The 24,887-nt window shown below is 44.2% G+C and carries 18 protein-coding genes; 7 read left to right on the top strand and 11 right to left on the bottom strand.

Annotation, left to right across the window (positions count from 1 at the left end; genetic code table 11):
- Nucleotides 1-330: 330 nt before the first annotated feature.
- Both ACTQ53_RS15505 and mutS read left to right on the top strand, forming a co-directional pair.
- Nucleotides 331-1,395, top strand: coding sequence for an AAA family ATPase (locus ACTQ53_RS15505; protein ID WP_294972198.1), 1,065 nt, complete (start codon nt 331-333; stop codon nt 1,393-1,395).
- Nucleotides 1,396-1,485: 90 nt separating this feature from the next.
- Entirely contained in the window at nt 1,486-4,149 is a 2,664-nt protein-coding gene (gene mutS, locus ACTQ53_RS15510) for a DNA mismatch repair protein MutS (protein WP_441934027.1), read from the top strand.
- 80 nt (nt 4,150-4,229) lie between these two features.
- Here the strand turns inward: mutS and lgt are convergent, their stop codons facing one another.
- Nucleotides 4,230-5,093, bottom strand: a complete 864-nt coding sequence (gene lgt, locus ACTQ53_RS15515) for a prolipoprotein diacylglyceryl transferase (protein ID WP_441934029.1) — start codon at nt 5,091-5,093, stop codon at nt 4,230-4,232.
- Between the two features lie 18 nt (nt 5,094-5,111).
- Nucleotides 5,112-6,215: a redox-regulated ATPase YchF gene (gene ychF, locus ACTQ53_RS15520; RefSeq protein WP_089543063.1), complete on the bottom strand. Its 1,104-nt coding sequence runs from the start codon at nt 6,213-6,215 to the stop codon at nt 5,112-5,114.
- Nucleotides 6,216-6,385: 170 nt separating this feature from the next.
- On the opposite strand from ychF, the gene ACTQ53_RS15525 reads away from it, so the two are divergent.
- Both ACTQ53_RS15525 and ACTQ53_RS15530 read left to right on the top strand, forming a co-directional pair.
- Nucleotides 6,386-6,823, top strand: coding sequence for a nucleotidyltransferase substrate binding protein (locus ACTQ53_RS15525; RefSeq protein ID WP_294972206.1), 438 nt, complete (start codon nt 6,386-6,388; stop codon nt 6,821-6,823).
- Between the two features lie 67 nt (nt 6,824-6,890).
- Nucleotides 6,891-7,211: a nucleotidyltransferase domain-containing protein gene (locus ACTQ53_RS15530; protein ID WP_441934032.1), complete on the top strand. Its 321-nt coding sequence runs from the start codon at nt 6,891-6,893 to the stop codon at nt 7,209-7,211.
- Nucleotides 7,212-7,351: 140 nt separating this feature from the next.
- On the opposite strand, the gene dinD is transcribed toward ACTQ53_RS15530, so the two are convergent.
- From dinD to rd, 7 genes are all read right to left on the bottom strand, one after another.
- Complete coding sequence (gene dinD / locus ACTQ53_RS15535) at nt 7,352-8,188, bottom strand: DNA damage-inducible protein D (RefSeq protein ID WP_441934034.1); 837 nt, start codon at nt 8,186-8,188, stop codon at nt 7,352-7,354.
- Between the two features lie 193 nt (nt 8,189-8,381).
- Nucleotides 8,382-8,618, bottom strand: a complete 237-nt coding sequence (locus ACTQ53_RS15540; protein WP_295346403.1) for a hypothetical protein — start codon at nt 8,616-8,618, stop codon at nt 8,382-8,384.
- 265 nt (nt 8,619-8,883) lie between these two features.
- On the bottom strand, nt 8,884-11,301 hold the full coding sequence (locus ACTQ53_RS15545; protein WP_441934036.1) for a DEAD/DEAH box helicase: 2,418 nt from the start codon (nt 11,299-11,301) through the stop codon (nt 8,884-8,886).
- A gap of 467 nt (nt 11,302-11,768) precedes the next feature.
- On the bottom strand, nt 11,769-13,976 hold the full coding sequence (locus ACTQ53_RS15550) for a hypothetical protein (protein WP_441934038.1): 2,208 nt from the start codon (nt 13,974-13,976) through the stop codon (nt 11,769-11,771).
- Nucleotides 13,933-15,003: a hypothetical protein gene (locus tag ACTQ53_RS15555; RefSeq protein ID WP_441934040.1), complete on the bottom strand. Its 1,071-nt coding sequence runs from the start codon at nt 15,001-15,003 to the stop codon at nt 13,933-13,935. Before ACTQ53_RS15555 ends, ACTQ53_RS15550 begins: the two co-directional genes overlap by 44 nt.
- Nucleotides 15,004-15,143: 140 nt before the next feature.
- On the bottom strand, nt 15,144-15,533 hold the full coding sequence (locus ACTQ53_RS15560) for a desulfoferrodoxin (RefSeq protein ID WP_153121941.1): 390 nt from the start codon (nt 15,531-15,533) through the stop codon (nt 15,144-15,146).
- Between the two features lie 83 nt (nt 15,534-15,616).
- Nucleotides 15,617-15,781, bottom strand: coding sequence for a rubredoxin (gene rd / locus ACTQ53_RS15565; RefSeq protein WP_153121942.1), 165 nt, complete (start codon nt 15,779-15,781; stop codon nt 15,617-15,619).
- A 388-nt stretch (nt 15,782-16,169) separates the two neighbouring features.
- Here rd and ACTQ53_RS15570 point away from each other — a divergent pair, with 388 nt between their 5' ends.
- The gene (locus tag ACTQ53_RS15570) at nt 16,170-17,444 is read left to right on the top strand and encodes an alpha-L-fucosidase (RefSeq protein ID WP_254880914.1); all 1,275 of its coding nucleotides are present in this window, start codon (nt 16,170-16,172) and stop codon (nt 17,442-17,444) included.
- 150 nt (nt 17,445-17,594) lie between these two features.
- On the opposite strand, the gene ACTQ53_RS15575 is transcribed toward ACTQ53_RS15570, so the two are convergent.
- Nucleotides 17,595-18,365 (bottom strand): copper homeostasis protein CutC, encoded by a 771-nt coding sequence (locus ACTQ53_RS15575; RefSeq protein WP_294971527.1) that lies wholly within the window; start codon nt 18,363-18,365, stop codon nt 17,595-17,597.
- Nucleotides 18,366-18,577: 212 nt separating this feature from the next.
- Here ACTQ53_RS15575 and ACTQ53_RS15580 point away from each other — a divergent pair, with 212 nt between their 5' ends.
- Entirely contained in the window at nt 18,578-21,313 is a 2,736-nt protein-coding gene (locus ACTQ53_RS15580) for a transglutaminase-like domain-containing protein (protein WP_441934043.1), read from the top strand.
- Between the two features lie 192 nt (nt 21,314-21,505).
- On the opposite strand, the gene trhA is transcribed toward ACTQ53_RS15580, so the two are convergent.
- Nucleotides 21,506-22,162, bottom strand: a complete 657-nt coding sequence (trhA, locus tag ACTQ53_RS15585; protein ID WP_441934045.1) for a PAQR family membrane homeostasis protein TrhA — start codon at nt 22,160-22,162, stop codon at nt 21,506-21,508.
- Nucleotides 22,163-22,443: 281 nt separating this feature from the next.
- Between trhA and ACTQ53_RS15590 the strand changes: the two genes are divergently transcribed.
- On the top strand, nt 22,444-24,639 hold the full coding sequence (locus ACTQ53_RS15590; RefSeq protein WP_441934047.1) for an alpha-galactosidase: 2,196 nt from the start codon (nt 22,444-22,446) through the stop codon (nt 24,637-24,639).
- Nucleotides 24,640-24,887: the final 248 nt, after the last annotated feature.

Below are 24,887 nucleotides of genomic sequence, written 5' to 3' on the forward strand. Positions count from 1 at the left end.
GAAGCCTATCAAGAAAGTTTTTAAATCATTGAATAAGCAGTTGGATTCCTTTGGACTCTTCAGCCATTCTTACTTATCTATTGATGGTAGTAAGTTCAAGGCTGTAAATTCAAAGGATAACAACTATCCACTATTTAATTTATCCTTAAAATCTCTAAATAATACCTTAGGGTAACTTACCTTTTGGTAATATTTATGCCAAGAAGAACTTAGTAATAAGTTTCTTACTAAAAGATAGCCTACGGTTCCTTTAAAAAAGGCTAAATATTACCCTAGGGTAATTTACCTTTGGGTAATATTTAGTAACTTTGCATCAAATTACATAGGAATATGACAGCATATCAATCTCCATTTCAATTCGGTACGCTAGCTACCAACGATAATTTCATCGACCGTGTGGAAGACAGGGCTTTGCTGAAGCAATTGCTGTCCTCTCATATCAACGTGATGCTTATCTCCCCACGCCGATGGGGCAAGTCGTCGCTAGTCAAGAAAGCGATGAGTGAATTAGCTGATGAGGACAAGAGCGTGAGAGTCTGTTACATAGATGCTTTTAGCATCGGTTCAGAGGCTGAGTTCTATCGCACATTTGCCAGTCAAGTTATAGCTTGTGCTTCTTCTAAGATGGAACGATGGATGGAGGATGCCAAGAAGTTTGTACCGCAAGAGCGAGACAAGATGACTATCCTGCAACTTCCCGAAATGCTGGCAAAGGAAAAAGGTATCAAGATTATCGTCTGCATAGACGAGTTCCAGCAACTGGCTAATCTCCCAGAATACAAGGACATGGAAGGAAAAATGCGCTCCGTATGGCAGCAGCAACAACTCACCTCTTACTGTCTCTACGGCAGCAAGCGAAATATGATGCTCAACATCTTCAACAATGCCAACAGTCCTTTCTATCGCTTCGGACAAGTGATATTCATGCAGAAGATAGCCAAGAAACATTGGATTCCATTCATCCAACAATCGTTTGAGAAAACGGGCAAGTCTATTTCCGTTGATTTGGCAGATAGAATATGCAACACAGTATCTTGCCATTCCTGGTATCTGCAACAACTCTGCTATTTCATCTGGAGTTTCACGGCTTCAGAAGTAACCGAGGAGGTGTTTGCATTAGGCTTAAAACAGGTGCTCAACATCAATACCCCGATGTTCCAAAACGACACGGAGAACCTGAGTTCCACACAGATAGAGATGCTCAAGGCTATCGCCGATGGAGAACAACATTTCTCATCACAAGCTGTCAAGCAAATCTACAATCTCGGCAATCCTAACACAATAGTCAAAAACAAGAAGACGCTCCAAAACAAGGACATCATCGAAAAACAAAATGATGACTTTGTATTTGTAGACCCGATATATTGCATTTGGTTCAAAGGGGAATACTGTTAGGAATATCCAATTCGTCCACCACAATAAAAATCGGTCTCGACTGACGACATAATAAGAAACAAAATATAAAGATATAAAAAGAATAAGATAATGGCAAACGACAATAAAGGGCTTACACCGATGATGCGACAATTCTTCGAGATGAAAGCAAAGCATCCCGAGGCATTGCTGCTTTTCCGCTGTGGCGACTTCTACGAAACTTACTGCGAAGATGCGATAGAGGCTTCCCGAATACTCGGCATCACCTTGACCCGACGTAACAACGGTGGTTCGGCTGGTGGAGCAGAGATGGCTGGATTCCCTCATCATGCTCTCGATACTTATCTGCCTAAATTGGTGCGTGCAGGTAAGCGTGTGGCGGTATGCGACCAGCTGGAAGACCCGAAGAAGAAACGACTGGAAATAAAGGGTAAGAAGGGACTGAGCCAGATGGACAAGATGGTGAAGCGCGGTATTACTGAACTCGTTACACCGGGTGTGGCGATGGGAGATAACGTGCTGAACTACAAGGAGAACAACTTCCTGGCAGCCGTACACTTCGGCAAGACCGCCTGCGGTGTGAGCTTTCTGGATATCTCGACCGGAGAGTTTCTTACCGGCGAGGGAACCTACGACTATGTAGAAAAACTGATGGGCAACTTCATGCCGAAAGAGGTGCTCTACGACCGCGCCCGAGTGAATGACTTCGAGAAATATTTCGGCAGCAAATACTGTACCTTCGAACTGGATGACTGGGTTTTCACCGAACAGACAGCCCTGCAGAAACTCCTGGGACATTTCAAGACAAAATCTCTGAAAGGTTTCGGTGTAGAGCATCTCAAGAACGGCGTGATAGCCAGTGGTGCCATCATGCAGTATCTCGAGATTACCCAGCATACACAGATTAATCATATCACCGCCCTTTCACGTATTGAAGAAGATAAGTTCGTGCGTATGGATAGGTTTACTATCCGCAGTCTGGAGCTGGTTGCCCCTATGCAGGAAGACGGTTCTTCTCTCCTGAATGTCATCGACCGTACGGTAACGGCGATGGGCGGACGTATGCTCAGACGCTGGCTGGTCTTCCCATTGAAGGACGTTAAACCAATCAACGAGCGTCTCGACATCGTGGAATATTTCTTCAAGGAACCGGAATTTCGTCAGCTTCTCGATGACCAGCTGCATCGCATCAGCGACCTGGAGCGTATCATTTCCAAAGTAGCCGTGGGTAGAGTTTCGCCACGCGAAGTGGTTCAGTTGAAGAATGCACTCGAAGCCATCCAGCCTATCAAGGTGGCTTGTCAGCATGCCAAAAATGAAGCCTTGAAACGGATAGGGGAGCAGCTCAACGTATGCGAGACCTTGAAGGACCGTATCGCCAGAGAGATTCAGCCCGATCCGCCACAGCTTGTCAATAAGGGTGATGTGATTGCCGACGGTTTCAATGCCGAACTTGATGACCTTCGTGCCATCAGCCGTCATGGCAAGGATTATCTGCTCAAGATACAGGAGCGGGAAATAGAGAAGACGGGCATCAGCAGTCTGAAGGTGGGCTACAATAATGTGTTCGGCTATTATCTGGAAGTGCGCAACACCTTCAAGGACAAGGTGCCTGACGAGTGGATTCGCAAGCAGACGCTGGCTCAGGCAGAGCGATATATTACCCAGGAACTGAAGGAATATGAGGAAAAGATTCTCGGTGCTGATGAAAAGATACTGGTATTGGAGGTACAGCTCTTCAACGAACTGATTGTTGCCATGCAGGAATATATTCCTCAGATTCAGATTAATGCCAACCTCATCGCCCGTATGGATTGTCTCTTGTCCTTCGCCAAGACATCGGATGAAAACCGCTATGTGCGTCCTGTTATCGACGATTCTGAGATTCTCGACATCAAGCAGGGTCGTCATCCGGTGATAGAAACCCAGTTGCCTTTGGGCGAGCGCTATGTTCCGAACGATGTGTTGCTGGATACAGAGAAGCAGCAGGTGATGATGATTACCGGTCCTAATATGGCAGGTAAATCGGCGCTTTTGCGTCAGACGGCTCTTATAGTCTTGCTGGCTCAGGTAGGATGCTTTGTTCCGGCAGAAAGTGCGAGGGTAGGACTGGTTGACAAGATATTTACGAGAGTAGGAGCCAGCGACAATATCTCTCTGGGTGAATCAACCTTTATGGTAGAGATGACCGAGGCAGCTAATATATTAAATAATGTATCGCCGCGTTCATTGGTTCTCTTTGATGAGTTGGGAAGAGGAACTTCCACCTATGACGGTATTTCCATAGCCTGGGCTATCGTGGAGTATCTGCATGAACATAAGAGGGCACAGGCACGTACGCTCTTTGCCACTCACTATCATGAGCTCAACGAGATGGAGAAGATTTTCCCTCGCATCAAGAACTTCAATGTGAGTGTAAAGGAAGTGAACGGCAAGGTTATCTTCCTGCGTAAGTTGGAGCCGGGAGGCAGTGAGCATTCTTTCGGTATTCATGTGGCAGAGATTGCCGGAATGCCTCGCAGCATCGTAAACCGTGCCAATGTGATTCTCAAGCAGTTGGAGGAGGATAATGCGGGTGTTGGTGGTGCCGGCAAGCCTAATGTGCAGCGCATTGATGAGCCTAAGGAGGGTGTACAGCTCAGTTTCTTCCAGCTCGATGATCCTGTGTTGACGCAGATACGTGATGAAATCCTCGGTTTGGATGTCAACAATCTTACCCCGGTAGAGGCATTGAACAAGCTCAATGACATCAAGAAGATTCTACTGGGAAGATAAAAATATAAATCCCTCCCCGTGGCAGCAGATGCTGTTGCACGAGGAGGGATTTTTATAATCTGAAAATAAGTCGTCTAATATTATTTTGCCTCTACGTTCTTTTCTTTCGCTCTCTTTGTGCTGGAAGCAATGCTCCATACACCGGCGATGATGAGCGGAATACTCAATATCTGTCCCATATCCATAGGCAAGCCTGCCTCGAATGCCACCTGAATCTCCTTCGTATATTCGATGAAGAAGCGGAAGGTGAAGATAAGGGTAAGGCAAAGACCGAAATAGAAACCGGTTCCAACGCTCTTAGGACCTCTCTTCTTATAGATGAAGAGGATGATGAGGAAGAAGCAGAAATAAGCCAATGCCTCATAGAGCTGACCTGGATGGCGTGGATACTGGTCTTCGCGAACGAAGATAAACGCCCAAGGCACATCGGTAACCTTGCCGATAATCTCTGAATTCATCAGATTGCCCAAACGGATGAAAGTGGCTGTAATGCCTGAGCAGATACCCATATTATCGAGCACAACCCAGCCGCTCACCTTCATGTTGCGGCAATAGAGCCAGATGCCGACGAACATGCCGAATACACCTCCGTGGCTAGACAGTCCCTCATAACCCGTAAATTTCCAGCTGCCGTCTGGCATGTGATGGATAGGTATCAGCATCTCGATGAAGTGATCCCACTGGGTGAGGAAATATTCCGGCTGATAGAAGAGACAATGTCCCAGACGGCCACCTATCAATACACCGATAAAGATGTAGAGAAACAGTGGAGAGAACTTCTCATCTGAAAGCCCCTGCTGCTTGTAGAGCTTGCTCATGAGCAGATAGCCTAGCAGCAGACCGATCATCCAGCAGGTGGAATAGTAGCGGATGGTCATAGGACCCAGATGAGCCAGGATAGGATCTGGGTCCCATACGATATAGTTAAGCAGATTTGCTATCATAACCGTAGAAGAATAGGATTATACATTGAAGCGGAAGTGCATGATGTCGCCATCCTGTACGATGTACTCCTTACCCTCGATACCGAGCTTGCCAGCCTCGCGTACTGCAGCCTCAGAGCCATACTTGATATAGTCATCATACTTGATAACCTCTGCACGGATGAATCCCTTCTCGAAGTCGGTATGGATGACTCCGGCACACTGAGGAGCCTTCCAGCCCTTGTGATAGGTCCATGCCTTGACCTCCATCTCACCAGCGGTGATGAATGTTTCGAGGTTCAGCAGGGCGTATGCCTTCTTGATGAGTCGGTTTACGCCGCTCTCTTCCAGTCCGAGTTCTTCGAGGAACATCAGCTTGTCCTCGTAGGTTTCGAGCGATGCGATGTCTTCTTCTGTCTTTGCAGCGATGACCATGCACTCAGCACCTTCTTCCTTAGCGATTTCCTCTACCTTCTTGCTATACTCGTTGCCGGTCTTGGCAGAAGCCTCGTCAACATTGGCTACGTAGAGCACAGGCTTGGTAGTGAGGAGGAAGAGGTCGTGAGCCACCTTCTGCTCTTCCTTGGTTTCGAAAGTAACGCCACGGGCGTTCTTTCCCTGCTCCAGAACAGCCTTGTAAGCCTCCAGAACGGTAACCATCAACTTGGCATCCTTATTGCCGGCAGCAGCAGTCTTCTGCTGCTTGGCGAGCTGAGATTCGATGGTTTCCAGGTCCTTGAGCTGCAACTCTGTATCGATGACGCTCTTGTCCTCCAAAGGATCAACCTTAGCGCCACCTTCGCGGACGATGTTGTCATCGTCGAAGCAGCGGATTACGTGGATGATAGCATCACACTCACGGATATTTCCCAAGAATTTATTACCAAGACCTTCGCCCTTGCTGGCACCCTTTACGAGACCTGCGATATCTACGATTTCGCAAGTGGCTGGGACGATGCGTCCAGGGTGAACAATCTCTGCCAACTTGTTGAGTCGCTCATCAGGTACGGTGATGACGCCCAAGTTTGGTTCGATAGTACAGAAAGGGAAGTTAGCTGCCTGTGCCTTAGCACTAGACAGACAGTTGAACAGTGTAGACTTACCCACGTTTGGGAGGCCTACAATACCACATTTTAATGCCATTTTATCTTTAAACGTTTAAATATTTGGGTGCAAAGTTACACATTATAAATGAAAGATACGAAGAAATCGTGGAAAATTAACTAAAACTTGGGGCATGAGACAAGAAAAAGGGCTGGTGGTATAGGTTTTCTCAATAACTTTTCTTACCTTTGCGAAAAAAATCAAGGCTTATGTCAGAGAATCAAGATATACGATGGGTACAGCGATTGAGCAACTATGACAAGGCGGTTACTCGATTGCAGAATGCAGCCAGGATAGTTTCTACGGAGAAACAATTCAGTGGCGAAGTGGATGACCTTTTGAAAGAAGGTCTGGTGCAACGCTTTGAATATACTCAGGAATTGGCATGGAAAGTGATGAAGGATTATGAGGAATATCAGGGCTATACCGATGTGCAGGGTTCAAGAGATGCTATCCGCAAGGCTTTGCAGATGGGTATCGTAGAGGATTCTGCCTGGATGAGTACCATTTCATCCCGTAATCTTACTTCTCATTGTTATGATGAAGAGGAATTCAATATGGTATTGAACCAGATTATCCATGATTATCTTCCGATATTCGTAAAGTTCAGCGAGAAGATGAATGCCATCAAGGCTTCTGATGTATAATTTCTCCTGTTCTTGTTTATCTCTTTTGTTTCGGTAGTTTAGAAATGAATCTCTTTGATATTGACAGATGAAAAAATATGGCATAGAAGAGGGAGACTGGAAGAAAGCGTTCTCGGTTTTCTCTCATTTCCCTCATATCAGTAAGGCAATACTTTTTGGCTCCAGGGTTAAAGGAACCAACAAGCCTTTTTCCGATGTGGATATCGCATTGGTAGGCGAAGCCTTGTCGATTACTGACTTGCTCCAACTCAAGAATGAAATAGATGATTTGCTCCTGCCCTACGAGTTTGATTTCTGCATCTATAAGGATTTGAAGAATGCTGATTTCAAGAGCCATATTGACAGGAGAGGGGTAGAGATATATGATAGAACTTCTCGGGAATTATAATAGAAGTCGTTGGAGAAGATATGAGAAATCATTGGAAGATATAGTATCTAAGGCCACACATCAGCTGTTGTGCGGGCGTTGAATAGCTGATGTGTGATGAAATTATTACATCTTCTCTAGTTGTAGAATTGTGATGGATATTATTTCTTTTTGCTATTCTTTTTGGTCAATGTCTTTTCGTCAGATTTCAATCTGCGTTCTACTTTCTTGACATCTTCACCTGCTGGAAGATCTTCTGGCACAATGCCACGTTGGAGCATCATATTACGAACAGCCTTATTATTATCGACATGCTCTTGACAGATAGTTTGCTGACCATGTAAATCCTTTTGCTGAACGTTGACAGAAGTCATTTCTGCAGCAAAATCTTTGGCTTTGATATTGAGTGTAGGGAGGAAATCGGCGAGAGGCCTGCTGTTGGGAGCACCCAATTTTCGTTTGAGAAGAGCCGTGTCGAGATTAAACAACGCCTTGTCGCCCAAGGAGCGAATGATGGCAAAGCCTTTGCTGTCCACACCTCTTTCATACAGTACCCCAGAGAGACGCTTTTCTGTTTCAGCAAGTTTTGCACGTGCTTGTACACGTTCGTATTCCTGCAAACGCTTTTGCACCAATTCTGCTCGGCGAGTTTGTACGGCAAAGTAGTTTTGGGCAAAAGAGATTTGTGGCTTGCGTGGATCACCGTTTTGGGCAATGAGATAGCAAGCATAACGAGTCAGCATGTAGTCTTTGACTTCACGCTGAGATCCAGAACCAAGGGTGACCATTTTGCTGACATCAGCAAAATGGTATGATACCTCTTGCCCTGCATTGGTACATGATGCTTTTGCTTTTTCGATAATTCCTTCGAAATTACGCCATTGGCTATAACCCAACACTTGTGCAAGTTCTCTTGCACTCCAACATTCTACGCCTTCGTATTCGTTGGCAATAGCTTCAAATTGCTCGAACAATTCTTTGATTTCTTCTTCCTTCATAATTGCTTATTTTTATGATATTTCGGCAAAGTTACGCTTTTTATTTGGTTGTAGCAAGGTAAAGGTTATTTATTTCCTTCTTTGCTCATCAATAAATACTTGTATCTCTCCTAAATTTCCAATTTCTTTTGGTAGAACAAACATATTTTAAAAGTTAGTCTGCTACAAGAATATTCTGTGTAACTCATATCGTTTAATTTTGAAAAGACTTCTTGGCTTCTTTCAAACTGTTATATAGCTCATCGTCAAACTCTCGGATGTCTTCGTCAGTCAATACTCCGTCATAGTATAGGTAACATACGGTGATGTAATATCTACCTCCTGACATCCCATCGTATCGGCGAGCGATATGCTTGTCGAATTGGTATACCTTATCATATAGTTTGAGGTATGCATCGTGAGCATCCTCTTCTGATGCGTTCTTGTTCATGAAATCTTTGGTAGATTACATGAACTTGGCGCACTCTCGCTGCAAGCCCAAATTAATGAGCTTGCGAGCTGTTTTCTTCTGAGACTTCGTTAATTCGATAATGTTCTAAACGTTTCTTTTCCTTTTTAGTTTTGTTTCTTTTTGACATACATTCCTTGCAGATGTGCAGTTTGTGTCCTTTACCACTGAACGACTCGTTGGATTTATACTCTCCACACATCTTGCAATAATGTCCTTGGTGCTTATGTTTCTTTTTACCCATGACTTATTTTGCAAACAACTTACCGATGAGATTCAGAAGGTTAGAAACAGTCTCTTTGCTCTCCACTGGTATCTTGATGGAGGTTTCGCCTGTCTGCTCGTCTTTCTCAACGATGGAATCAACCAGCTGGGCTGTGGCTTCTGGCGACTTTAAGGTTTCGGCTAAGCCTGAGAGGAAAGATATTCCCAGGGCAACCAAATCCTTTGGCTCACTTGAGCGATTAGAGACAGATTCTCTGTTTGAAGATGAGTTCGTTTGCTGCTGGATGGAAACCTCTTCTTTATTCTCGTTAGATTTATGTTTGTTGCGAGCCTTCTCTGTTTCTTCGTCCTCTTCCACCATACCGCTCACAGTTTCCATCATCTTGCTGAACTTATCATCTGTGATGAATACAGAATCTTCGCCGTCATCAAGAACGCCTTCAAACATGGAGGTCTTGAAACGCAACTTACCGAGCATTTCCTGCTCGATGGAATCAGGTGTTACGAGATTGATAACCTGGATGTTGTTCTGCTGACCAAGGCGATAGATGCGCCCGATACGCTGTTCGAGAACGGCAGGATTCCAAGGCAAGTCGATGTTGATGATGGTAGCGGCTGACTGCAGGTTCAAGCCTGTGCTTCCGGCATCAGTAGAGAGGAAAACCCGGCTCGATGGTTCGTTCATGAAATTATCTACCAGGTTTTTGCGCTTTTCGGATGGCACGCCACCATGCAGATATTCAAAGCCTATTTCTTTTTTCTCCAGTTCCTTGGCGATGAGGCGGGTCATGCGTTCCCATTGACTGAATACCACAACCTTTTCACCTTCCTCGCTGATAATGTCGCTGATGATGTTCACGCATTCATCCACCTTGGTGTCGTATCTCGTCTTTTGGTCGAGGATATAACTGCTGTCACATACCATGCGCATCTGTGAGAGGAAGAGCAGGAGACGCTTGCGGTCTTTATCGGATAGGAAATGCATCCTGCGCCATTTCAGAACCAGGAGACGTACCTGGTTCTGCCACTCCTGATGCATCTCCATCTGCTCGTTGGTCATCGGAATGAAAAGGTTCTTGTCAGAGCGCTCAGGCATCTGGAGTTTCACATCCTTCTTGCGACGACGGATGAGAATATCGCCCAGCTTCTTGCCTATGTCGTTTAAGTTCTTATAACCCAGAACTTTTCCTGTTTCATCAGTAATGATATGCTTGTCTTTGAAGAGGTAGTAAGGGGCAAGGCGGAAATTATCAACAAACTCCACGATAGAGTAGAGTTCATCGAGCTTGTTCTCCAATGGGGTACCGGATAGAATTACGGAGTAATCTGATTCTATCTTTCTTGCCGCACGGGAAATCTGCGTGTTCCAGTTCTTCAGGCGCTGCACCTCGTCCATGATGAGCATATCGGTTTGCAAACAGCCGAGTATCTTGATGTCATTGGCGGCACTATTATAGGAAATAATCTTGTAAGGTTCCGGGCGATTGTACGCTTCCTTTCTCTTGAGATGACTTCCCTCTATGACGAAGACTTCGGCATCAGTAAACTTCTTGATTTCACTTCGCCATTGATATTTGAGCGAGGTAGGGCAGAGGATGAGTACAGAGCCAATAAGACCTTCCTTGCGTAGCAGTTCGGCAGTACCTATAGCTTGGATTGTCTTTCCGAGACCCATCTCGTCGGCAATGATAGCCTTTCCTGCCTTTGCAGCAAAGCGGATGCCCTCTTTCTGGTAAGGATAGAGGTTTACTTTCAAAAGATTGTTGAGTTTCTCGTCATCGTATGTCTTCACAATCTTCATTCTTTTCGCTTTTTCGCGAATATCGATGATAAAGTCAATGGCATCTTTATAGCATCTGAATGTATCGCTGATTTGGCGAGCTTGTTTCAAGAAAGAGCCAATGCGGGCATAGGCTGTTTTCTTCAAGACATGGTTCTTGTCAAAGTAATCTTTGGCTAACTGTTCGTATGCCTCCTTGTTGTCTGAGCCGATACGAATCTTTACGCATCGCTCATCCCGATAGGAGAGATAGACAGAAGTATAAGGTGGCAATTCCCGATGTACATGTACGCCCCTCTTTCCGCCAAACCATTTCTTGACGGCTTCGATATGTTTGCAGGTGCCGAGTCTCGAAGTCTTGAAATCCATGCAGGAACAATAATTCCATTCGCTGTTGGCTCCACGATACACCACCTTGTACTCGTTGTTCTTTTCAGGGTTGCGAACGATATACTCTCCAGGGCAAAGGGCGTCATCAACACAACTGATATCGAAGTGCTCGATATCGGTCACCTGCTTGCGCAGTTTGATTTGCCATTCCTCTAAAGTCATGTTTTCTGGTTTCACGATATGCGAAACCTTGACTTTCTTCTTTTTCTTTGTAGCCTTCTTGGTGCTGTTACCGTCTTGGTTAGCTGCCTGCTTATTATTCTTTGCCATTGTTATGTTGCCTTATTTCAAACGTTTAAATATATTTAATGCAAAGATACACATTATGGATGAAAGATACAAAGAAATCGTGGAAAATTAACTAAAAATCATAGATGAGGGAAAATTGATGTTGGAAAAACAAATGAAACGCTGAAACACTTGCGGATGCAGGAAGATATAGGAGAAGACGTTGAGGTATATAGGGATAGTCTTCAAAAGATATAGGGATAGTTGTCGAAAGATATAGGAGAAGTACCTGGAAGGTATAACAGAAGTCTTTGAGACATATAATGGAAGTTTCTAGAAGATATAGGAGAAATTGTTGGAAGATATAGTATCTAAGGCTGCACATCAGCTGTTGTGCGCTTGCACATCACTTGATATGCGGATGCATAACAGCTGATGTGCGAGTGTTGGACGGCTGATGTGCGGTGAAAAAGTTACCATTTTCCCAATGCTGGGAAAATGGTAAGAGATTAGAGATTTTTTTCGAATTGCTTCAATACATCACATCGGGTGGTGTATTGATCCACGATTTCCGGATGTTGACGGCTGAACTGGCTCCATTCCATCATTGCCTGATATTGAGCGGATTGTGGCTGGAGAAGCTTCTGCTCGTTCCAGTTGGCATCGTATGTAATTTTGAACCATGGATCGATGCCGATGGATGAGAGGGCATAGAGCGAATGATAGCGAAGCGTAAGATTGCTGCTTTGCTTGCTCACCTTGAGATATTTCTGAGCGATGGCTGCGAAATCGGCTTCGCCTGTGCGGGCACTATCGGCTACGCTCTTGCCATAATGGGTAAGATACCAGCAGTCGCCATAACAGGATGCCTGATAATAGCGGGTGGCAAGTTCATAGGCAAGTTTCTCCCTGACTTCGCCTTCACGAGCCACATTGTATTGGCTGATGAGCTGGTTCATCTCCTTACAGAATTTCAACTTCGGGTTCTCTTTCAGGTGGGCATAACTGCCCTGAATGCTCCACATATCCGAATCATTCACCTTCTGGTGGTTGAACCAGTAAGGCACAGCATAACTGCGCTTCTCGGCATAGAAACTGATGGCTTGGTTGTTGATGAAATCCAAAGAAATATCCTTCTGCCAGCGGGCAGCTTCTCCAAAGTTACCCTCGGCAAGATACTTGGTGCCTATCATATCCTTGAAGAAATCGGCATTTCGATAGAGCGACTGGCAGACGTATTGCTGAAAGGCATCCTGATGTTGAGCGGTGATGAAGCGATAGTAATCAGCAAGTTGCTGCGCAGAGAGCGAGTCGAGACGAAGGGCGTATTCCGATGAATAAAGATAGCGGCTGATGTATTCTTCATTCTGTTGCTCCTTGTAGAAGGTTCGCATGTAGGCATCCATCATGCCATACATCGCCGTAGCCATGCTTTCGTAATCTCTGCCAGCTTCCTGCCGGTTTTCCTTTTTCGCCTTGTCTGCCATCGTCTTGAACCGGTTGTATAGGGCGCGGTAAGCCACGCGCTCCTTCACCTCTACATAGTGGTTGTCAGGATTGGTGGAAGAATCTTTTCTTGGGTTTTCTTCCTTTGCCATCTCGTTGAGCCATTTGAATTCACCGACCAGATATTGCGGATAATCGCTATCCACCTGTGTGTTTCGGGTAGAAACCAAGAGGCGGATGGCTCTTGCATTATCCTTCATTCGCTGTGTTCCATCCAGGGCGACAGCTTCACTAATCTCCTTCCATGCTTCCTGCTGATATCCATAGAGATAATGGAGCATGGCGGTGGCAGAACGCCACAGACAAGGACTCTGCGTCTTACCTTCTGCGATGACCTCGTTGGCAAAGGTGATGAAGTTGAGGGCTTCTTTCTGATAGATTACCTTGGCGCCTATTTCCTCAATCCACTCTTTATCTAACTGTTCTTTGGAGCGACTGTCTATTGTCTGCTGACAGTTGTTCACGAAATCCTGCACCAGATAGGTGAGCATTGCCGAGTTCGGATTCTTGAGATAGGTGCTCTGAATGCCCGCAAGATTGCGATAGTTTCGGGCGAGTACCCTGATACTTGCCATATCTCCCTGCTCGGCATAGATATCGAGTGCCTGCTGGTGTTTCCCTGTTTTCCACAAAGCCCGGGCATAAATGTTGCGCATCGCCTCCCGCCATGGTGATTTCGGAAGTCGGGAGGCGATGGCATTCCAATAGGTGATGTTCTGCTGGTGAAATCCCTTCATCATATTGGTACGCATACGGAGCAGGGCGTACTGGCTCTTGAGTTTGGTACCCTTGTAGAGTTTGGTGACATTATTGAGTCGGGTAAGCGATTGTTGGGCCAGGAGCCGTTCCTGCTTTGATGCATAGTTCCAGACATTGGGATTCAGCTTTTCGCAAGTATCCAGATAATCGTTCAGGCGTCGGAGATAGGAAATCATTTCTGCATCCTTTTTGCGCTGAGCAACTTTCTGAATATATTTCTGGTTCCATCTGTAGAAAGATAAATCAGTAGAGGAGGATAAATAAGTAGAAGATGTTTTGTCGACATACTTCTGCCAGTAGCTGGCGATATCGTAGAGATACGCTGGCGAAGTCTGGTCGCGATTGAATACGCTGAACATATAATAGTTGTGATCAGAGTATTCGGCAACGCAGGCGTTGGCGTGGGTGTTAAATGCTGCTGCTATTACTCCTATGATTAAAAATCTTTTCATAATCTTCTGATTTAAATCGTTTGATATTATCGGTGTTGAGATCGAAGAGAATAACCTCGTTGTTGATGTCTTCATTCTGGTAATTGATGCTTCTGACGGCTTCCATGATGTCGCTCATTTCGGGCTTTCTTACTACGATGCTGTCGCTTGGCAATACGGGGAATTCATCATCTGTATGCATGATGCCTACGAATTTTCCTTCTCTGAAGAGAACTCGCCAGCTGAAGAGTGGATAGGCTGCAGAGAGCGGTAACGGATAACTGCCCAGATGCTGGATGTAAGGAGCTACATCCTTCATGTCGAGTATCGGCTTTTGGCAACTTAGCTGTTTTACATTGCCCGTATTATACATCATCAGGATGCCTCTATCCACAGGGGGTGGAGTCATCGAGAGCTGGTGTAACCGGATGGTAGCGGAAAGTTGCATCTTCTTGTCTTTGGCATTCTCCTTTAAAATATGGAGGAATTCAAAATAAGCTTCTTGCGTTGAAGCAGTCCAGTCGCAGTCTATCTGAATCTCTTTCACGTTCCCGATGTCATTGGCTTCGTTCATCTGAAGGATGCGGTTCAGAATCTTATCTGCGAGTTGCCGGGGTGTTTCATCTGAAGATTTCCCGCTCGATTTGTCGCTGCTGATAGGATTCGTCTTGGTATTTGCTTTAAAACAGTTGTTCACGATATAGACAACGGGGATAATCTCCATTCCTTTCGGCATCAGAGGTTCTTTCTCCTTTTCTTCAGTTGTCATATTTTCATCGGTTGTATCAAATTGCAGGGTAGCATTGGGCATTATTTCTCCATCCGCATCCCTTACCACATCAAAGAATCTAACGTAGAGTCGTTTGATATGGTGTTTCTGGATGAAGTTCATCTTGCTGCTGTCCATCTGCCAGGTTGTACTCCAATAGTAGGCGGAGCGCTGTTTTTCTGTTGTTGTATCTTGTGAACAGGAAATCAGACAGATGCAGGTGAATAATGCTGGCAGCAAGCGCATTGATGTAAGATCATTCCATATTCTTCTCATCATCTATAGCGTTTTGTCGGCAAAGATAGATATTTCCTGGCGAATGTGGCAAGAAATGAGATGTAAATAAAGTTAAAAAGGTCTCATATCATATTCCCTACATTGGGAAAACGATATGAGACCTTTTGTTGGTATGATGTTTTTTATCCTTCAATTACCCCTTTCCACAATCCGTGGAGATTGCAGTATTCGCGAGCCGTAACATCCTTGGCATCAGCGTTTGTCATGAAGATAGCCTCTGGCTTTTCACCCGGCTTCAACTCATGGCGGAGCACATCGGTAGGGGTGAGCAGCTCAATCCACTGGATGTAATGCTCTGGGAGCATCGGATGCTCCACGCTTCCTACTGTTACACGGTAACCGCCCTCGATAGGTTCAATCACAGGCACGTGCTTCTCCTTGGCGCCATCGCTGGTGTTTTCCTTCATGAGCTTCATTGGTTCACCGCAGCAGCTAAGCACGGCTCCAGGGTTCACTACTTCTACTACGTTGCCACAAATCTGGCAGCGGTAGATTTCTCTAACTTTTGTCATAATGGTTCCTCCTATATTAATATATGTGTTGCCTGAATATCAGGCGTTTCTTTGGATTATTTCTCCAAAAAGTTTTCTTCGGGTTACTCCTCAACGAGGCTGAAATCATCCTTGCCTACTCCGCAAAGAGGGCAAACCCAATCATCTGGGATGTCTTCGAATGCTGTACCTGGAGCGATGCCGCCCTCTGGATCACCTACTTCTGGATCATAAACCCAACCACATACGTCACAAACATATTTCTTCATAATGTTTTCCTTTCTTCTTTTGATGTAAATATTCTTGTTCTTTCATTCTCTATCAGATAAGTACTACAGCGCAATTCTCTGATAAACATTGCAAATGTACGATTTCTTTCTCTAATTCCCAAATAAATTTAGAAATATTATAAAAACATTATATATTTTAATCTTAGGGATAAAAGAGAGCTGGGAAAAGAAGAGAAAGCTGAGAAAAGAAGAGAAAAAATTGAGTTTTTTCTGATTATCATCCTTATTATTAAAAAAAAGTTGTATATTTGCACCATTATAACTAACTATAACAACAACATTAATTATGGGAATTAAAATGAGTTTTAAGTCACAATTATGTGCTGCAATCCTTACTTTGGGTTGCTCTAGCCTAACAGCTAATGCCATGGTTGGGAATGATGCTGCCAAGGAAAACAAGATTCAGCATTATCAACCATCTGCGGAAAATCTGGAATCCCGCAAGCAGTTCCAGGATGATAAGTTCGGTATCTTCCTGCATTGGGGATTGTACAGCATGCTCGCTACCGGCGAATGGACAATGACCAATAAGGACCTGAATTACAAGGAGTATGCTAAGTTGGCTGGTGGTTTCTATCCTTCTAAGTTTGATGCTGCCAAATGGGTGGCTGCCATCAAGGCTTCAGGTGCCAAGTACATCTGCTTTACCACTCGTCATCACGAGGGATTCTCTATGTTTAAGACCAAGTATTCTGATTATAATATTGTAGATGCTACTCCTTTCCGTCGCGACATCGTAAAGGAGCTGGCGGATGAGTGCCACAAGCAGGGCATCGCTTTGCACCTTTATTACTCTCATATCGACTGGTATCGTGAGGATGCTGTATGGGGAAGAACAGGTAGAGGTACTGGCCGTCCTAATCCGAAGGGAAACTGGAAGAGCTACTATCAGTTTATGAACAACCAGCTTACTGAGCTTCTTACCAACTACGGTAAGGTGAGATGTATCTGGTTTGATGGATGGTGGGATCAGGATCAGAATCCTAACTTCGACTGGCAGTTGCCTGAGCAGTATGAACTCATCCATCGCCTGCAGCCAGGTTGCCTGGTCATGAACAACCATCATTCTACTCCTTTCGAGGGTGAGGATGCTCAGGCATTCGAGCGAGACCTTCCTGGTGAGAACAAGGCAGGATTGTCTGGTCAGGACATCAGTCGTCTGCCTCTCGAAACCTGCGAGACTATGAACGGAATGTGGGGTTACAAGATTACCGACCAGGATTATAAGTCTACCAAGACTTTGGTTCATTATCTGGTGAATGCGGCTGGAAAGAATGCCAATCTGTTGATGAATATCGGTCCTCAGCCAGATGGTGAGCTTCCTGCAGTAGCATTGGAGCGCCTGGCAGAGATGGGTGAGTGGATGAAGACTTACGGCGAAACCATCTATGGTACCCGTGGCGGCATCGTGGCTCCTCATGATTGGGGTGTTACTACCCAGAAAGGCAACCGTCTTTTTGTTCATATCCTGAACTTGAAGGATAAAAGCCTCTTCCTGCCTCTTGGGAACCAGAAGGTAAAGAAGGCATTCGATTTTGCCAGCAAGAAGCCGGTGAAGGTTCAGAAGTGCGAAGGTGGTGTACTCCTGAATCTCGGTGAGGTTCCTACAGAGATGGATAAGGTTGTGGAAATTGCACTCTAAGATTGTGTGAATAATATATTGGAAAAGAGTCGTAATCTCCTGGAATATTGGAGATTGCGACACTTTTTTGTTTTGTGGGAAAACGCGATTTGCGTTATCGGAAAAATCCGTTCTTATTATCGGAAAATTCTTTTTCGTTATAGAAAAATCCTATCCCAAAAGGTTGGCGATAGTTTGCTTCACTCTTTCTGCAGATGTAACAGGAGAGTTGCTTTCATCAGCACCCTCGGCACCCATGTATACATTGGTATTGAGCTGCTTCATCTTGCTAGGTACGTTGACTCTTGCCGAGAAGTGATACTCGTGGATACCGGTAGCATCAAAGATGGTGCGGATGTTATCCTCGTTTACGCCACATCCGGCAAGGAGGATGATGCGACCAGCTGCTGCCTTCTTAAGTTCGGAAAGAAGCGTTATACCTTCTACTGCCTTTGGCTGCTGACCCGATGTAAGAATGCGGTCGCAACCCAGAGAGATGATGTCTTCCAAAGCCTTCTGAGGATTGGCGGCACGGTCGAAGGCACGATGGAAGGTAACGCTCATCGGTTTCTGTTCATTACCGCCTTTTGCCAGTTCCACGAGTCGGCGATTCGCTTCCATGTCCACTTCTCCATCTTCTGTAAGGCATCCGATAACCACACCATCTACACCCAATTCCCGGCAAAGGCGAATGTCTTCTTCCATACGCTCAATCTCCAAAGGAGTATAGAGAAAATCTCCACCACGAGGGCGGATGATGACATGGAGCTTGGTTTGATGGAGTAATTTTCTGGCAATTTTTATCTCACCATACGATGGGGTCGTGCCACCTTCAGGTATGCCTGCACATAGTTCAACACGATTGGCTCCACCTTCCTGTGCAGCCAGACAGCTTTCTACGCTGTTGGCGCATATTTCAAACTTAAAATCGTCTCTGTTCATAGTTTCAAATTCTTCTTTCAGTTTAGTTACTTGATTTCTTTCTAATTCTTTTCTCTTTTTACTCGATTTCTCGAATTTTTCTGCAAAGATAACATTTTTTCTTTTGGGATAGCTATTATTTCAAAAAAAAACATTATTTTTGCAGAAAGTTGAAATCGAAACATCAATATATTAACTGGAATATAGTAACAGAATTAAAAAGCTAACTAACAATGAGAAAATTTTTAGTAATGTTCGCTGTTATGTTTTTGGCCTCTTGGCAGACTATGATGGCGGCAAATGATCATTTCATTACCGATGCAGCTTATCGTACGAAAATGGAAACGGCCTTTCAACAAAAGGTCAAGTTGGTAGGTAAGCAGTTCTATGACCAGAAGATGCTCAAGCAGCAGAATGCTACCAGCGATGAGGCAGAGGCTTTGCAGTTTCTTTATGCTTACATGCCTTTAGCTGATGTTACTGACTATCCAACCAGCTTCTTCCTGGAAAACGTTCGATCTAGCTTCGAGGCACGTCAGCAGATGGCTTGGGGCAGCAAGGTGCCTGAGTTGCTTTTCCGTCATTTCGTACTTCCTGTTCGCATCAACAATGAGAATCTGGACAATTCCCGTATGGTTTTCTTCAAGGAATTGAAGGAGCGTGTGAAGGGTATGAGCATGAAGGATGCCATCCTCGAGGTAAACCACTGGTGTCATGAACGAGTTACTTATCAGCCATCAGATGGCCGTACATCAGCACCTCTTTCTACCATTCGTTCGGCTTACGGACGTTGTGGTGAGCAGAGTACTTTTACCGTGGCTGCATTGAGAGCTATTGGTATTCCTGCACGCCAGGTTTATACTCCTCGCTGGGCACATACTGATGATAACCACGCTTGGGTAGAGGCTTGGGCTGATGGTACCTGGTACTTCCTGGGAGCCTGTGAGCCGGAAGCAGTATTGAATCTGGCATGGTTTAATGCTCCTGCATCACGTGCCATGCTGATGCATACAAAGGCTTTCGGTGATTATAATGGTCCGGAGGAAGTGATGCTCCGCACCTCTAACTATACAGAAATCAACCTCATCGACAACTATGGTTCTTCAGCTCGCATCGATTTCAATATCGTAGATGCAGCAGGCAATCCTGTTGATGGAGCGAGAGTAGATTTCAAGATTTATAACTACGCCGAGTTTAACACAGTAGTTACCAAATATACAGCTGCAGACGGCAAGACATTCCTTTCTGCCGGCAAGGGTGATATGATGATCTGGGCTTCCAAGGGTGGTAAATATGGTTTTGCCAAGGCTTCTTTCGGGAAAGACAAGGCAATAACCGTAAAAATGACCTATGAGGTTGGAAAGCAGATGAGTGCTTCTCAGCAATCTAATGCGGTAGCTTCTGCCAAGATGGTATTCTTCAGAGATTCATTCGATATCGTTCCTCCTCCAGAGAAAGCCAATATTCCTGAAGTTTCTCCTGAGGCAAGAGCTAAAAACTTAGAGCGTTTTGCTTACGAAGATTCTATCCGCCATGCTTATCTTGCTACCTTCTATAACAAGGAAAGTGCATTGCAGGCATTGAAGGATAATGGTCTTGCTTCTGGTTCTGAGGAGAATACTCAGAAGATGGTGAAATTCCTGGTAGGTTCAAGCGGTAACCATCGCGTTATCCTTTCTTTCCTGGTTAATCATAAGGATAATCTGAATCGTGCCATTGGCTTGCTCGGTACATTGAGCGCCAAGGATTTGAGAGATATGCAGATGGATATCCTGGAAGATAACTTCAATGCCAAGAGCGACCAGTTGTCTCCACGTGTAGAAAACGAGATGATCATTACTCCATTCAAGCAGTTCTTTGAGAAGGAATTTGCCAAGAAGCAGGTTGCTTTCAAGAACAATCCAAGTCTCTTGGTTGAGTGGGTGAAGAAGAATATCCGTATCAATCCTGATAAGAAGGCGCTCCAGATTGCTCAAACTCCTATCGGTGTATATCGTGCTCGCCTTACCGATGCTCGTTCTCGCAAGGTATTCTTTGTGGATGTTGCCAGAAGCTTGGGTATCGAGGCTCAGGTGGATGAGGTGACTAAGAAAACACAGTATAAGAATGCAAATGGAGGCGAATGGATTGACGTTGATTTCGACAATGCTAAACAGAAGGTGGCTGCAAGAGGCAAACTCGTTATGAAATATGCTGATAATGGAGCTATTGATGATCCTAAATATTATAGCCACTTCACCTTGCATCGCATTAATCCTGATGGTTCTACCTCTCTCTTGGAATATCCTGAGGAAGGATGCACTTGGAGTAGTACCTTTAAAAATGGGGTGGAATTGGATGAAGGCGACTATTCGCTTGTTACCGGTACTCGCCTTGCCAATGGTGGCGTGCTTGCAGAAATGCAGATGTTCCATGTTGAAAAGGGCGGTACGACTGTCATTGATATGCACTTACGTACTTCTTCTACTGAGGTTACTGTGATTGGTAATTTCGACTCAGAGTCGAAATTCATGTTGTTGACTAGCCCTGAGGAAAATGGTGGCTCCTTTGCATCTGCTACAGCTAATGCCCAGGAGGTAAGTCTTCTCAGTCAGACTGGTCGTGGATACTTCATTACGGGAGTGATTGGTGTTGGTCAGGAACCTACTAATCATGCTTTGAAGGATATTGCCAAAGTGGCTCAGGTTTTTGAGAAATGGAATCGTCCTATCGTTCTCCTGTTCGAGGATGAGGCGTCTGCTCAGAAATTCAGAATCTCAGAATTCCCTGGATTACCAAAGAATATCATCTTTGGTTTCGACAAGGATGGGGCTATCCGCAAGCAGATTGTTACTAACATGAAGCTTCAGAATGCTAATCTCCTTCCTATGTTCATCCTTTCTGATACCTTCAACCGTGTGGTTTATATCTCTCAGGGTTATACCATCGGCTTGGGTGAGCAGTTGGAGACTGTTATTAAGAAACTGTAGTTGGTATCATCAGCTACAGCTTTCACCAGAAAAATGGAGAAGGAGGAATAAATAACCAAAACTCTCCTATATATAATAAGGTATACCCGTTGGCAAAATAATTAATTTTATTCAGCCAACGGGTATTTATGTATCTCTATATATAATTAATGTATAGAAGTGATTCTTGGTGGGAAATATTTCCGTAAAATACTAGATGTATTTCATGAGGATATCCCAAACTGCGATAATGTGGCAAACGCTTCCTGCTAAAACAAAGAAATGGAATACCGAATGCATATATCGCTTCTTGTTGATGCTGTAGAAAACGGCTCCCGTAATGTAACAGACGCCCTCTGCGATAATCCAGATAACTGTGGCTGGTGAAACCGAATCTATCAATGGCTTGAAAGCCACGAGTACGGATAACCCCATTCCTACAAAACAAATCGTTTCTAAGTTGCTGTGATCCTTGAGTTTTGTGAAACTCATGACGGTTCCGGCAATGGCGCAGGTCCAGATAAAGATGAAAAGGCTCCATCCCCAATATCCCTGATCGCGCATCGCTATCAAAGTGATAGGCGAGTAAGAACCGGCAATATGCCAATAGATGGCTGCATGATCCCACTTGCGCAATCGCTCCTTCCATTTGCTCCAGGCAGAAATGGCATGGTAGGTTGTTGAGGCGATGTACGACATCAACATTCCAAACAGGTAGAGAATAATACCAGCTGTGGCCCATCCGTTATGTTGCGTAAAGCACCAATACAGGAAAATGGCTCCAAAGACAACACCCAAGAGAATACCACCGGCATGCGACCAGGAGTTCCAAAGTTCCTCTTTATGATTGAAGTGTATTTTGAGTTTCATATTGTTTAATATCTTTTATTATTGTTGAACAAATATTGTTTGCGTGGCAAAGATACTAAGAAAAATCGAGTTGAGAGTTATTTTTAGGGATTGTTATGATATGAAAGGTGTTATTGTCTGTATCTGAAGTAAAAGGTTTTGCTTTATTTGCCTGATGTCTGCATTTTTGTGCTTTATTCCGAAAATAAATCAAGAAAGTGTTGGTGGTTACTGTTTATTTTCTTATTTTTGCATTTGAAAACTCTATAATGATAATAACTAACGACATATATAAAAATATGATGAAATTTAAATCAATTGCATTCTTGCTTATGACCATCGCCATGCCTGCGATGGCAGAGCAGGTTTCGGTGAATAGTAAAGGTATCTCGCTTGTTCTTGATGTAGAGAATGGTAAGCCTGCTCAGTATATTTACTTCGGCACCAAGTTGAATAATCTGGATTTGGCTAATCTTAAGGTGGCTTCTAACGGTCGTATGGATGTTTATCCTGCATACGGTCTTAATACTCCAGCTGAAGCTGCACTCGCTATGCGTCATAGCGATGGTAATCTTTCTACTGCTCTCGTTGCTACTGGTTGTGAGGTGAAGAACGAAGGAAATACTACCGTTACTACGATTCATCTCAAGGATCCTGTATATAATCTTAAGGTGGATTTGAAATATCGCTCATTCAATGATGTTGATATGATTGAAACATGGACAGAGATTGCTAACGGTGAGAAGGGAACTGTTACCCTTACTACATTTGCATCTGCTATGCTTCCTATCCGTCGTGGAGATGTATGGATGAGTCATCTTTCTGGTACATGGGCAGCTGAAGCACAGTTGAGCCATGAAAAATTGCAGCCTGGTGAGTTCGTTATCCGCAATAATGATGGTACTCGAAATTCTCATACCGACCATGCTGAGGTTATGTTCTCTCTGAATGGTAGGGGACAGGAAAATACGGGTGCGGTAATCGGTGCAGCGCTTGAGTATACTGGAAATTATAAACTCAAAACCGTAACCGATGATACCGAGTATCACTACTTCTTTGCTGGTATCAATGAACAAAATTCTGAGTATCACCTTAAAAAGGGAGAAACTTTCAAAACTCCAGCTCTTGCATTTACTTATTCTAATGAAGGTTTGAGCGGTGCTAGTCGTAATTTCCATAAGTGGGGACGTAAGTATGTTCTTGCTCATGGTGATAAGGAGCGAGATATTCTCTTGAATTCTTGGGAGGGTGTTTATTTCGATATCAACCAGAAGGGAATGGATCAGATGATGGCAGACATTCATAGCATGGGTGGTGAGTTGTTCGTTATGGATGATGGATGGTTCGGTAAAAAATATCCTCGTAAGAGAGACAATACTGCTTTGGGTGATTGGGTTGTAGATACCGAAAAATTGCCTGATGGTATTGAAGGTTTGCTCCGCGATGCAAAGAAAAATGGTGTGAAGTTTGGTATTTGGATTGAGCCTGAAATGACCAATACCAAGAGTGAACTCTACGAAAAACATCCAGATTGGGTTATCAAGGCTCCTAAGCGTGATGCTGTTGTTGGTCGTGGTGGTACTCAGCTGGTACTCGATCTCGGTAATCCAAAAGTGCAGGATTTCGTATTTGATGTAGTAGATGATTTGCTTACTAAGTACCCTGACATCGCTTACATCAAGTGGGATGCTAATATGCCAATCATGAATCATGGTAGTCAGTATCTTCCTGTTGCTGACCAGAGTCATCTCTACATCGCTTATCATCGCGGATTTTCTAATGTAATCGATCGCATTCGTGCAAAATATAAGGATGTTGTTATACAGTGTTGTGCTAGTGGTGGTGGTCGTGCAAACTGGGGATTCCTTCGCGGTTTCGATGAGTTCTGGGTAAGTGATAATACTGATGCGCTCCAGCGTGTTTATATGCAGTATGGTACCAGCTTCTTCTTCCCAGCCATCGCCATGGCAAGTCATATCTCTGCTGTGCCAAACCATACCGTATTCCGCACTACTTCTTTGAAGTATCGTATTGATGTAGCTATGAGCGGACGTCTTGGAATGGAAATCCAGCCAAAGAATATGACAAAAGAAGAAAAGGCGCTTTGTCGTAAAGCTATTGCTGAGTATAAGGAGATTCGTCCTGTAGTACAGTTTGGCGACCTTTATCGTTTGGTTTCTCCTTACGATAACCAGGGATTGTCATCTATTATGTATGTAAGTGAGGCAAAGGATAAGGCTGTTTTCTATTGGTGGAAGCTTGCTAATTTCTATAATGTTCATCTTCCTATCGTAAAGATGGCAGGTTTGGATGCTAACAAGATGTATAAGGTACGTGAGCTTAATGTTATTGATAATACACCTTTAGCTTATGAGGGTAAGGCTTACTCTGGCAAGTTCTTAATGGAGCATGGTTTGGAAATGCCATTAGAGAATAATGTAGATTGGGGCAAGAAGACTGATTGGTCTTCACGTGTTCTTTATCTTGAAGCACAGTAAACAATAATAAAACTAAGATATATTAATATCTAATTATAGGGTGTATTGTAAATCAAACATGATTTATGATACGCCCTTTATTCTTCAAATTCTCTCATTTTTGTTTTTCTTATATTATTTAAGTCTGCGAGTACGCCTGTGCGCCCGCACGCATGCGCATTGCCTGCATGTATATAATAAAGTGAAATATCAGAAAAAATACGATAAACACAGTGGAAGTGTTAAAATACTGTTAATTTCTAAACTTT

The organism is Prevotella sp. Sow4_E9_plate (genome assembly GCF_052116205.1).
In the GTDB taxonomy this organism is placed as follows: domain Bacteria; phylum Bacteroidota; class Bacteroidia; order Bacteroidales; family Bacteroidaceae; genus Prevotella.